The 12,215-nt window shown below is 50.7% G+C and carries 12 protein-coding genes; 4 read left to right on the top strand and 8 right to left on the bottom strand.

All coding sequences use genetic code 11. From position 1 onward, the window contains the following. The first annotated feature begins 71 nt into the window (after positions 1-71). Positions 72-767 (top strand): esterase, encoded by a 696-nt coding sequence (ypfH, locus tag ACQE3Y_RS01015; RefSeq protein ID WP_426980688.1) that lies wholly within the window; start codon positions 72-74, stop codon positions 765-767. 42 nt (positions 768-809) lie between these two features. Here the strand turns inward: ypfH and ACQE3Y_RS01020 are convergent, their stop codons facing one another. The 4 genes from ACQE3Y_RS01020 to ACQE3Y_RS01035 form a co-directional block, all read right to left on the bottom strand. Then, positions 810-998: a YpfN family protein gene (locus ACQE3Y_RS01020; RefSeq protein ID WP_085070830.1), complete on the bottom strand. Its 189-nt coding sequence runs from the start codon at positions 996-998 to the stop codon at positions 810-812. 22 nt (positions 999-1,020) lie between these two features. After that, on the bottom strand, positions 1,021-2,148 hold the full coding sequence (gene dapE / locus ACQE3Y_RS01025; RefSeq protein WP_426980689.1) for a succinyl-diaminopimelate desuccinylase: 1,128 nt from the start codon (positions 2,146-2,148) through the stop codon (positions 1,021-1,023). 1 nt (position 2,149) lies between these two features. Further along, complete coding sequence (locus ACQE3Y_RS01030) at positions 2,150-2,509, bottom strand: ArsC family reductase (RefSeq protein WP_426980690.1); 360 nt, start codon at positions 2,507-2,509, stop codon at positions 2,150-2,152. Between the two features lie 232 nt (positions 2,510-2,741). Next, positions 2,742-3,917 carry an MFS transporter gene (locus ACQE3Y_RS01035; RefSeq protein WP_426980691.1) on the bottom strand — a complete coding sequence of 392 codons (1,176 nt, stop codon included), beginning with the start codon at positions 3,915-3,917 and terminating at the stop codon, positions 2,742-2,744. 124 nt (positions 3,918-4,041) lie between these two features. Here ACQE3Y_RS01035 and ACQE3Y_RS01040 point away from each other — a divergent pair, with 124 nt between their 5' ends. Beyond that, a complete protein-coding gene (locus tag ACQE3Y_RS01040) occupies positions 4,042-4,494 on the top strand; it encodes a winged helix-turn-helix transcriptional regulator (protein WP_250650549.1) in 453 nt (150 codons plus the stop codon). Positions 4,495-4,629: 135 nt separating this feature from the next. Here ACQE3Y_RS01040 and ACQE3Y_RS01045 read toward each other — a convergent pair whose 3' ends face one another. Together ACQE3Y_RS01045 and ACQE3Y_RS01050 are read right to left on the bottom strand one after the other, a co-directional pair. After that, a complete protein-coding gene (locus ACQE3Y_RS01045) occupies positions 4,630-5,091 on the bottom strand; it encodes a YlaC family protein (protein ID WP_426980692.1) in 462 nt (153 codons plus the stop codon). 125 nt (positions 5,092-5,216) lie between these two features. Beyond that, positions 5,217-6,620 (bottom strand): PLP-dependent aminotransferase family protein, encoded by a 1,404-nt coding sequence (locus ACQE3Y_RS01050; protein WP_426971736.1) that lies wholly within the window; start codon positions 6,618-6,620, stop codon positions 5,217-5,219. A 555-nt stretch (positions 6,621-7,175) separates the two neighbouring features. Here ACQE3Y_RS01050 and ACQE3Y_RS01055 point away from each other — a divergent pair. Then, complete coding sequence (locus ACQE3Y_RS01055) at positions 7,176-8,189, top strand: zinc-dependent alcohol dehydrogenase family protein (RefSeq protein WP_426971737.1); 1,014 nt, start codon at positions 7,176-7,178, stop codon at positions 8,187-8,189. Positions 8,190-8,218: 29 nt separating this feature from the next. Here the strand turns inward: ACQE3Y_RS01055 and ACQE3Y_RS01060 are convergent, their stop codons facing one another. After that, a complete protein-coding gene (locus ACQE3Y_RS01060; RefSeq protein ID WP_426980694.1) occupies positions 8,219-8,506 on the bottom strand; it encodes a hypothetical protein in 288 nt (95 codons plus the stop codon). Between the two features lie 386 nt (positions 8,507-8,892). Here ACQE3Y_RS01060 and ypfM point away from each other — a divergent pair, with 386 nt between their 5' ends. After that, a complete protein-coding gene (gene ypfM / locus ACQE3Y_RS01065) occupies positions 8,893-8,952 on the top strand; it encodes a protein YpfM (RefSeq protein WP_157130239.1) in 60 nt (19 codons plus the stop codon). A 131-nt stretch (positions 8,953-9,083) separates the two neighbouring features. Here ypfM and acrD read toward each other — a convergent pair whose 3' ends face one another. Beyond that, on the bottom strand, positions 9,084-12,203 hold the full coding sequence (acrD, locus tag ACQE3Y_RS01070; protein ID WP_426980695.1) for a multidrug efflux RND transporter permease AcrD: 3,120 nt from the start codon (positions 12,201-12,203) through the stop codon (positions 9,084-9,086). Positions 12,204-12,215 lie beyond the last annotated feature (12 nt).

Below are 12,215 nucleotides of genomic sequence, written 5' to 3' on the forward strand. Positions count from 1 at the left end.
TCCACGCTAATTTTCCTTTCCAGACCTGCTTTCGCTGTAAACGTCTTATAGTTAATAGCGAGGAGGATGTTATGAAACTTAACCATTTTGTTGTGCAAAGTCCGTCTGCTCCCCCAACGCAGCTGTTTCTGCTTTATCATGCCGCTGGCGATAACCCGGTCTCAATGGGACAGATTGGCAGTTGGTTTGCAGAAGTCTTTCCGCAGGCGCTGGTGGTGAGTATTGGCGGGCCTGAAGCAGGTGGTCCCGCGCCAGGCCGCCAGTGGTACAGTGAAAGCGCGTTGCAGGATGTCAGCCTGCAGCAACAGGTCGATGAGGTCATGCCCCAGTTTTTGCAGTCGGTGCAAGAGTGGCAGCAGCTTAGCGGCGTACAGCCTGAGGCGACGGCGCTGATCGGTTTTTCGCAGGGCAGCGTAATGGTGCTGGAGAGCAGCAAGGTGCAGCCAGCGATGGCGGGCAGGATCGTGGCCTTTAGCGGTCGTTATGCCAGCCTGCCGGAACAGGCCAGCGTCAAGACCACGATTCATTTGATTCATGGCGAAAATGATGAGGTTTATCAGGCTGAACTGGCGCAGCAGGCGGCGGAGCGTCTGACCTCGCTGGGTGGAGATGTGACGCTGGATATTGTGGAAGATCTACCGCACGCCATCGATCAGCGCAGCATGAACCTGGCATTGGATCATCTGCGTTATACCGTGCCGCGCCGCTATTTTGAAGAGGCGCTCAGCAGCGGTAAGCCTGGCGATGACGTGGTAACTTTTATGTAATCATGCAACAGCAAAAGGGCAGCGCTCGCTGCTGCCCCCGGACTATTTCTTTTTCGGCCAGTCGTCTTCATCATCCCACTTATCGTTAAAGTCACGATGTGGCGGCAGATCGGGCTTATTCGCCATAAATTTTTTGTGGTCGATGCGCTTCAGATCTTTATAAACGTTGACCATGACGCCAACCAGCAACAGGATCACAATGATCCACCAGTAATCTTTTACCCATTCCATGATGTTTCCTCCTGAAGAACGCTTATGCGATCAGCTGCTCCATGATGCGTTGATACATACGGCTCAGCAGTTGCAGATCGGATGCCTTCACGCACTCATTGATTTTATGAATGGTGGCATTAACCGGTCCCAGTTCCACTACCTGAGCGCCCATACGGGCAATAAAACGCCCATCGGACGTACCGCCGGTGGTCTGTAGCTCAGGCCTGGTTTCAGTATAGTGTTCAACTGCGTTGATTACCGCATCCACCAACTGGCCGCGTGTGGTCAAGAACGGTTGCCCGGAGAGTTTCCATTCAAGGGAATAGCGCAGCTGATGGCGATCCAGCAGGTCGGCAACGCGCTGGCGAATATCTGCATCGGTCAGTTCGGTGCTGAAGCGGAAGTTAAACTGCACAAACAGCTCGCCGGGGATCACGTTATTGCTGCCGGTTCCGGCCTGGACGTTGGCGATCTGCATACTGGTTGGCGGGAAAAATTCGTTGCCCCGATCCCATTCGGTGGCGACAAGTTCATTCAGTGCGGGCAGGGCGCGATGTACCGGATTATCCGCCAGATGGGGATAGGCAACGTGTCCTTGTACGCCATGAAGGGTCAGGTTAGCGGTTATTGAGCCGCGACGGCCGTTTTTCACCACGTCGCCCACCTGGACCGTACTGGAGGGCTCGCCAACCAGACAGTAATCCAGGCGCTCATTACGCGCCATCAGGTGTTCAACCACCTTTACCGTACCGTGGGTAGCGTTGGCTTCCTCATCGGAGGTGATCAGAAACGCCAGACGCCCGCGATGCTGAGGGTGGGCGGCGACAAAACGCTCCGCAGCCACCACCATGGCCGCCAGCGAGCCTTTCATATCGGCAGCGCCGCGACCAAACAGCATGCCATCGCGAATGGTGGGTTCAAACGGCGGATTGATCCAGCGGCTGGTATCGCCGGGCGGCACCACATCAGTATGACCGGCAAAGGCCAGCGTTTCGCCCTGACCGCGCCAGGCCCAGAAATTCTGCGTATCGGCAATATTGATGGGTTCAACGGTGAAGCCAATCGCCTGCAGACGCTCAATCATTAGCGCCTGACATCCGGCATCATCAGGACTCAGCGAAGGGCGACGAATAAGCTGCTGCGCCAGCTCAATAACCGGACAAAACATACTATGACTTCTCCTGAATAAACTGCTGGTAGTGATTTTCATTAAAACCCAGCAGCATAGATCCGTCTGCCGCAGTGAGCAATGGACGTTTGATCAGCGCCGGTTGCTCCAGCATTAACGCTTTTGCCGCTTCCGCGTTATCGATCGTTGCTTTTTCCTCTGCAGAGAGTTTGCGCCAGGTGGTACCGCGCGTATTTAACAGCGCCTGCCAGCCGAGCGTATCGATAAAACTTTGTAACAGGTCGCTGTTTAATCCATCCACCCGATAGTCATGGTAATGATAATCAACGGGCTGGCTGTCGAGAAAGCGACGCGCTTTTTTGATAGTGTCGCAGTTTTTGATGCCGTAAATCTTAAACATAATTTTTGGTGCTCTTAAATGCTGTCTGTATTGCAGAATAGGTAGCAGGTCTCAAAGCAGTAACGACAACCGGACCGCCAAAAAAAATGCTTTATCCGATCAGCTACAGATTTTTGTCATAAACATGATTGTAACGATAAAGTCAGAATCATTCAGCCGTTACGCACTCGTCATGCTTTTTCATACCTGACTGGACGCCCTGACAGTAAAGGCCGAAACGGCTCAGAGTGTCTTACTGTTTTTGTAACCATCGCCATAATATCAAAGCCATAGCGCTGACTGCTGCACCGGCCAGGCATACTGCATGCCAGCCCCAGAGGGCATAAAATTGCGTAGCGATGATCGCCCCTGATGCGCTGCCCAGAGAATAAAAACACATATAGGCACCGACAACGCGGCTTTGTGCATCAGGCCTGGCGGCAAATATCAGGCTCTGGTTAGTTACGTGAACTGCCTGGACCGCGAAGTCCAGCAGGATGACTCCCAGCACCAGTAGTACCAGGGAAGTTTCGGCAAAAGCGATGGGCAGCCAGGAAAACGTTAACAGTGCCAGCGCTATGCCAGTGGTGCGATGCCCCATGCCCCGGTCAGCCCACAAGCCGGCTTTAGAGGCAGCCAGGGCACCCGCGATGCCAGCCAGTCCAAAGAGGCCAATTTGGGTATGAGAAAGCGAACGCTCACTTAGCGGCAATACCATTGATGTCCAGAACATACTGAAGGCAGCAAAAATAAGCAGGGCAAAAACGCTTCTGACTCTCAGCGTGGCGTCAGCGACAAATAGCCTGATTAGCGACAGCATGAGTGTACGATAAGATGCTTTAAGTGGCGCAAGCGGGGTAGCAGGAATCGCTTTACCAAGCACGGCGGCCATGATCAGCATCAGACATGCTGAACTAAGGTAGACGGCTCGCCATCCGGAAAAATCAGCAATAAGCCCGGCAATAAAACGCGCCAGCAGGATCCCCAGAACCACACCACTGGTTACGGTGCCAACGGCTTTACCCTGCCACTGTGGCGCAGCAAGCAGAGCCGTATAGGCCACGATGACCTGAACCACCACGGCCATCAGACCAACAAAAAACATCGCGGCCAGAAGCGAGGCCCAGTGCCAGGAAAAGCCAGCAATGATCAGGGCCAGAGCTGAAAGCAGAACCTGAGTAATAATGAGCTTTTTTCGATTAAGCAGATCGCCAAGTGGTACCAAAAAGAGTAATCCCACCGCATATCCCGTCTGAGTAACGGTAACCACCATGCCGATTAAACCGGGCTGCACATTGAGGCTGTCAGCCATCGACTCAAGAAGTGGCTGAGCAAAATAAACGTTTGCAACAGAGCAAGCGCAGGCCACAGAAAAGAGAAAAGTCAGCCAGGGCGTTAATATCGGTTTTATAGCCATCATCCTTTCCATTGTGAATGTGGTTTCTTTTTAAAACCACCTGGTCTTGTTTATCAGTTGCGGTTTTTTTTTGCAACTACCTTTGTTTGCGATTAAGCTGAGCGCATATGAGAACACAGAGAAAAGAAGAGCTGTGATGGCTAAACAGGAATCACTCAGTAACGGGGAATGCCCTGTCGGCAGGACATTAGAGGCGATCGGTGAGCGCTGGTGCCTGATGATAATTCGGGAAGCCTTTGATGATGTGCGCAGGTTTAGTGAATTTCAAAAAAATCTGGGGCTTGCCAGAAATATTCTGGCTGCAAGACTTAAAAAGCTGGTTGAAACAGGCATTTTTACCGTCTCTCCTGCTTCAGACGGCAGCGCCTATAAAGAATATGTCCTGACTGAAAAAGGTCGTTCTGTATTTCCAATAGTGATAGCGATGCGGCAGTGGGGAGAGCGATACCTGTTTGAGAAAGGTGAAATGCATTCGGTACTGCTCGACAATGAGCATAAACAGGCCATTCTGCCACTGGAGGTGCGTTCAGCCAGCGGAGATAAACTGAGGCCAGAGCAATGTCATCGCCAGCGGGTCATTAAGCAATAAAGGTATTGCTCAGGTGGCTGACTTTGATTTTACTCTGCTGTGTAATGAACAGATTATTCCCGCAGATAAATAAAAAGGCCTCTGCTGGTAAAAGGCCTTTACTATATTCTTCACCGGCTAAGGAACAGGGCGGCTTTACTTTCTCAGGCGGTAAATATCTGAAAAGTATAAATAGCCTTTCTTATCATATTGCTCTGTAAGGCGTTTTTTCTCCGAGTCAGTTAACACATTACCCTCGAGAAGTGCCTTAATAAAGGCTTCCCGTACATGGACTTCCATATACCAGTCGCCCGTGTAGCAATTCTTCCAGGCTCCTTTGTCAATATCTGTCACTTTGTAGGAGGGGTTAATATGAAAAAAGAAAAAGAAATTGCAAATAATAAAGATGATACAGCAGACGCTATATTCGATATTTCCGAATGAATCAGAATAGAGTAACAGGCTCATGGTTAACACGAACAGAAAACACATTAACCCATAAAGGCCCGGATAGAGTTTGATAAAGGAAACGTCAAAGTAGGGCCGATCGTTTCGGTTTTCTTCCCGGTTGATTTTGTCTAACTCTTCCTGCAAAAGAGTGTTAAGTTCATTGTTCATCGCTTAAGCCTTGTAAATATCGTCGTATTAATGATTAATTATTTCAGTGCGTTAACATCTAAACTTATATTAAATGGGTTACAGCAATATCTTTTTCGCGTTTTAAACGCCTCTTGATGCTCATACTAAATGGCCATACTGGCGAAATGGAGTGGATCTGAGAGCATTTCAGCCAGCGTTTTAAGATTATCTTCACATTGCAGACGGGTTTTAGCGCCGCCAAGACATAAGCGCAGCGCCTCAGGAGGATTATTGTCGGTGCAAAAGGCAACGCCAGAGACAACGCTCATTCCCTGCTCGCGTAATTTAGCGGCCACGTCTGAAGAGTGAGAATTAATCATTTTTGGCAGTGGCAACCACAGATGATAACCATTTATATCAGCACGGTAGTTCAGGCCCGCAAGATAAACCGCCGCCATTTTTTGACGTACCTTCGCTTCTGCCCGTATTGCCGCTAACATTCGCTCAGCCGTGCCGTCATTGATCCACTGACGTGCCAGCGCATTGGTCAGCGGACTCGACATGACCGTTAAAGCCCGAAGCACACCGGAGAGCAACTGTGTTGATTGCTTATCGGGCCCTTTGACGAAGGCAATGCGCAGACCGGGTCCAAAACATTTAGACATGCCGGTAATGTACCAGGTTAATTCCGGCATCAGTTCAGCAAAGGCTGGAATACGATTTTCCATCAGAGCGGCATAGGCATCGTCTTCAATCACTGAAATATTGTAACGGCGACAAATTTCAGCCAGCGCCATTCTGCGTCCGGCAGGAATGGTAATGGTCGTGGGGTTATGGAGCGTTGGATTAACGTAAAAAGCACTGATACCGCCTGTTTTACACAGCGCTTCAAAAGCGAAAGGATCGGGGCCTTCACTGTCACAGACTACCGCTTTTAATCTAACGTTAAGCTGGCTGGCGATCGCTTTTATTCCCGGATAAACCAGATTGCTTACGCAAACAGCGCCATTTTTACGCTTAAAAAGCGTAAGCAGGCCCACAAGAACGCTGTGTATACCCGGACAAACCAGGATTTCCGCCTCATTTTTTAATTTTAGTTGATGGCCTATCCAGTGCATCGCGGCTGCTTTGTCTTCAGCGGTGCCGCCAAAATCCTGATAACGCATCAGGCTCATCATATCGCTGCTATTGAAAAGAGTGAGCGCGCCGTTTCGTATCGCCTCCTCAATAGCGGGTCCTTCCGGCTCTACGGGCGCATTCATAGTCATTTCATAGATGCTGACCGCTGTGGGTGAAGACGGCGAGGCTTTACTGCGAATAAAGCTGCCTAAGCCAGGGCGGGAATCTATCAGCCCCCGGCGGCGCGCTTCAGCATAGGCGCGCGTCACGGTTGTATAGTTAAGGCCAAGGACAGGAGCCAGTTCACGCAGCGGCGGTAACCGACAGCCTGACGGTAATTCGCCACTGTTAATCCCTTCCGCAATAAAATCAGCGATAAGCAGGTAAGCCGGACGTTGAGAGTGCTGCTGAAGCTGGGATGACCAGCGAGTAAAAAGTGAGGTAATCATCTTCCTGCTTATATGGATAGTGAGTGCACCTGTATTGATACCATAAAGAAAATCAATATGAAACTTGATTGCATCATTGATTGCATGGTTTTATGCACAGTGCATTGAGGTGAGAACGTGGAAAGAGCTTGTTACTGTGAAAACTTTTTTATATCAGGTAACTAGCAGCAGCTGCTTGGTCTGATAAAAGTATGCGTCTGAAAAGAGTTCAATAACAATCTGATTGATTGCATCAGAGTTATGACTATCAGGCAACGTAATGGAAGGGCAGCAAATGCAAATGATTAACGGCCACGAATTTGTCAGCAGATGCGCTTCAAATTAAAGCGTATGGCAAATAACGGTGGCTGGTTTAATTGAATCCGCCCCAAATTACGCAGGGGCTGTTTGTCGTTTACTCATCGCTGCTCTTTAAGGTACTTGCAGAGCACAGATCATGAATCCAAAAAAGTTAACAAGTTGCAAAATGTACCTGTGTCATAAAAAAGACTCTGTTTTATAAAGTACATGTATGATTATTCTGAGCATAAAGCCAATCATGATAATGGAGATCAAATGAAAGCATTAACTCTTAGAGCGCCTGGTGGGCTGGAAAATATTACCGTATCGGATATCCCGGACCCAGGTAAACCCGGTAAAGGTGAAATCCGGGTCGCTATCATGGCCGGATCTCTGAATTTTCACGATTTAGCGGTTGCTGGCGGACAATGGCCCACAGCGGATGGAAGAATATTGCTTTCTGACGGCGCAGGGATCGTAGAAGAAGTGGGAGAGGGCGTGGAAGCGTTTAACGTTGGCGATCATGTTGTCTCAACATTTTTCCCGCTCTGGTCAGCAGGCAAACCTGTGCCGGCAGTTGGCGGCTTCGCCCATACGCCAGGTGACGGTATTGATGGCATGGCCTGTGAATATGTGGTCCGTGCGGAGGGGGCATTTACCCGTGCTCCAGCAGGCTGGAGTCATATTGAGTCAGCAACCATCACCACTTCTGGCCTGACCGCCTGGAGAGCGCTGATTACCGATGGCAATCTTAAGGCGGGAGAAACCGTCCTGGTTCAGGGAACCGGCGGGGTATCTATCGCGGCGCTGCAGATTGCTAAAGCAATGGGCGCAAAAGTCATTGCCACCTCATCATCTGATGAGAAGCTTGCCCGGGTAAAACAGCTCGGCGCTGATGAAACCATTAACTACAGAACCACGCCCGAGTGGGGAGATAAAGTGCTGGAACTGACCAATGGTTTTGGTGTGGACCATGTGGTTGAAGTGGGCGGACCGGCAACCCTTAATGAATCGCTTAAGTCAGTGAAGGTGGGCGGCCATATTGCACAAATTGGCATTCTCTCCGGGAATGAAGCTGCAGTGCCTGTGGTTACTCTGCTGAGTAAACAGGTTCACCTTAAAGGTCTGATTGTGGCCAGCCGTCAGGATCAGCTGGATTTTGTCAGGGCGCTGGAAGTTATGGAGCAGAAGCCGGTTATTGACCGCATCTTCAAATATGAAGAGCTCAGCAAAGCCTTTGCCTGGCAACAGAGCGGTGCTCATTTGGGTAAAATTTGTCTTGAGTGGTGATAAACCATAAGGCGCTGGTGACAGCGCCTTCACCCTGAAACGCCGAGGATAAATGATGGCGCTGGCTGAACTCTTGATTCTCCCCAGTTGTGATAAATCATAGAGCCTGAAATATATTTATTCTGTGCAGGTAAGATTGTAATGTAAATATGCTTTACTGCTGCTGATAAATTATTGCCGGATCCTTGATAGTTAACAAATATATTTCCATAAAGTTTAGCCTGCCTGAAAAATAAAAGCTGCGCTTCATAGGGTAAAAGCTGGCTTCTCTGGCAGACCGGCACCGCGTTCAGGCAGTTTTCTGGACAATCTGACATCGACTACCCGCGATAAGCCTGATCATGACAACGCGAAAGTGAAACCTGTCAGCCAACCGCTCTGGCGTTGCGCTTTAACCTCCTCTGACCATCGCAAGTTTTTCCAGGCTCTTTTTCTCTCGCCTTACAATTAATAGCTATATATAACAATTACCTGGATGCTGGTGGCGACTTCAAAGACCTACCTTGATGAAAGCGATGAAACCTCAGGAACGATATTATTAATTATTGCAGGACGTTATTAATTTTGCTGAAGTGTGAGTCAGCTATCATTTTTTGAAATTGATTGGGTTTTTAGGAGCTATTCCCATAGTAATTTTGAAAACATCGATTCCTTTGCTGCAAAAACGAGCGTAATATAGACTTTAATAAGAAGAGAGGTAGATATGATTGACACTGAACTGGGGAACTGGAAAGACTTTATTGACGCGATGTTACGCAAGTAATAATGCCTGATAAAGAGAAGCGTAACGAACTCACTATTCGTTTTAGCATCTGAAATTCCATAAAAATAAATAAGGCAGCCGGTTTACCGGCTGCCTTTATTATTTATGCGTGTTTAATGCATAATTACTGTTTACTTTTTTTCAGCGGTGCGGGTGATTAATGGAAAACGCCGTCTGATTAATACAAAAAACAACGGCACAAAGAAGATCGCCAGCAGCGTCGCAGAAATCATACCGCCCATTACGCCGGTGCCTACCGCATGCTGACTGCCGGAGCCGGCACCGTTGCTGATCGCCATTGGCAATACGCCAAAAACAAATGCCAGCGAGGTCATCAGAATCGGCCGCAGACGCTGACGGCACGCTTCCAGCGTTGATTCAATCAGATCGCCGCCACGGCTGTTGATGTCATTGGCAAACTCCACGATCAAAATGGCGTTTTTTGCCGACAGACCAATCACCGTCAATAGCCCCACCTGAAAATAGACATCATTTTCCAGCCCGCGCGCCCATGTGGCCACCAGCGCGCCTACCACGCCAAGCGGCACCACCAGCATTACGGCAAACGGAATCGACCAGCTCTCATACAGAGCCGCCAGGCAGAGGAACACCACCAGCAGAGAAATCGCATACAGCGCCGGCGCCTGCGAACCCGATAGCCGCTCCTGTAGCGATGCGCCGGTCCACTGCAAACCCACGCCGAGCGGCAGTTGTTTCACCAACTCTTCCATTGCATCCATCGCCGTACCGGTACTAACGCCAGGCGCGGCTTCACCTACAATCTCCAGCGACGAATAGCCGTTATAGCGTTCCAGACGCGGCGAACCGGTTTCCCATGCGGTTTTCGCAAAGGCGCTAAACGGCACCATGCCGCCCTCGCTGTTGCGTACATACCATTTATTAATATCATCCGGCAGCATGCGATATTTTGCCGCCGCCTGAACATAAACTTTTTTCACTCGCCCGCGATCAAGGAAGTCATTGACATAGGTTGAGCCCCAGCCGGTGGTCAGCGTGCTGTTAATATCATCAATGGAGACGCCCAGCGCCTGCGCTTTGCGCTGATCGATATCGATACGCAGCTGCGGACTGTCGTCGAGGCCGTTATGCCGCACGCGCGCCAGGCGCGGATCGCGGTCAGCCTTCGCCAGCAGCTGATCACGCATCTCCATCAGCTTAGCGTGACCAATACCGGCGTGATCCTGCAGTTCCATATCAAAACCGGCGGCGCTACCCATCCCGGTAATCGCTGGCGGACTGCTGGCGATGACCCTCGCTTCCTGAATTTTGCGGAAAGCTTTTGTCGCCCTTTCAATAATGGCGAAAGAGGAGCGATCGGCATCTGAGCGTTCTTCCCAGTTCTTCAGGCGTACAAACAGGCGCGCTACGTTCTGCCCGTTGCCGCCTGGCCCTGAACCAACGGTGGCAAATACCGATTCGATATTCTCTTTCTCATGGGTCAGATAGTAGTTTTCGACTTTTTCCACCACCTTCAGCGTTTGCTGCTGAGTCGAGCCCGGCGGTAGCTGAACCTGAGTGGTAAAAATGCCGCGATCTTCCAGCGGCAGGAAAGAGGAGGGCAGACGTAAAAAAAGCAGGGCCATCACGGCAATAATCGCCAGATAGAGCAGCAGCCAGCGTCCTGCCTGGCGCAGCAGCTTTGCCACGCCGCGCTCATAACGGTCGGTATTGCGCGTAAACATACGATTAAACCAGCCGAAAAAGCCGCGCCGCTGTTGATGTCCAGCCGCTATCGGCTTCAGCAGCGAGGCGCAAAGCGCAGGCGTAAGAATCATCGCCACCAGCACCGACAGTACCATTGCCGAAACCACGGTAATAGAGAACTGCCGATAAATAGCGCCTACGGTGCCGCCAAAAAATGCCATCGGCACAAACACCGCAGAGAGCACCAGGGTGATACCCACCAGCGCGCCCTGAATTTGCCCCATCGATTTACGCGTCGCGTCGCGTGGCGATAACCCTTCCTCAATCATGATGCGCTCGACGTTTTCCACCACCACAATCGCATCATCCACCAGCAGCCCGATCGCCAGTACCATCGCGAACATAGTGAGCGTATTAATACTGAACCCGCAGGCGTACAGAACGGAGAACGTGCCCAGCAATACCACCGGCACCGCAATGGTGGGAATAAGCGTGGCGCGGAAGTTCTGCATAAACAGATACATTACTAAAAATACCAGCAGCACCGCTTCCAGCAGAGTTTTCACCACATCACGAATCGAAGCGGTAACAAACGGCGTGGTCTCATAGGCGATTTTCGCTTCCAGGCCATGCGGGAAATAAGGGGAAAGCTCAGCAATACGCGCCCGTACCAGCTGGTCGGTTTCCAGTTCATTGGCACCGGAAGCAAGCTTAATGCCGAGCCCTGACGCAGGCATACCGTTATAGCGGCTGAGGTAATCATATTTTTCTGCCCCCAGCGCCACCTCGGCGACATCGCCCAGCGTGACCACCGAGCCATCATGATTGGTGCGCAGCGTAATGGCTTTAAATTGCTCTGGTGTTTGCAGCAGAGACTGGGAATTCACCGTGGCGTTTAACGCCTGATTATCCACCGACGGGGTGCCGCCGACCTGACCCACGGCAACCTGACTATTTTGCGATTCAATGGCGCTCACCACGTCGCTGGTGGTTAACGCATAGTTAATCAGCTTGTTCGGATCGAGCCAGATACGCATCGCATACTGTGTGCCGTAGGCATCCACCTGACCCACGCCGCTAATACGGCTGAGCGGATCCTGAATATTACTCGCTACATAGTCCGCTATATCCTGCTTATCCATGCTGCCGTCGGTAGAGACAAAAGCAAACATCAGGATATTACTGTCGCCGGTTTTGTTTACCGTCACGCCCTGCTGCTGGACATCCTGCGGCAGCTTACGCAGCGCGGATTGCAGCTGGTTTTGCACCTGCTGGCGCGCTTCGTCAGGATCGGTACCGGCGGAAAAGGTCAGCGTAATGGTGGCCTGGCCGGTGTTGCTGCTTTGCGATGACATATACATCAGGTTATCGATGCCGGTCATGCTTTGTTCGATAATCTGCGTTACCGTATTTTCCAGCGTTTCTGCTGATGCGCCGGGATAGTTAGCGGTAATACGCACGTTGGGCGGCGCCAGGTCAGGGTATTGTTCTATCGGCAATGATTTTATTGCCAGCGCGCCGGTCAGGCAGATCATTATCGCCAACACCCAGGCAAAGATTGGGCGGTCAATGAAAAAATTCGCCATTGAAGCGGCACT

The sequence above is a fragment of the Pantoea sp. FN0305 genome, assembly GCF_050113845.1.
GTDB lineage: Bacteria > Pseudomonadota > Gammaproteobacteria > Enterobacterales > Enterobacteriaceae > Mixta > Mixta alhagi.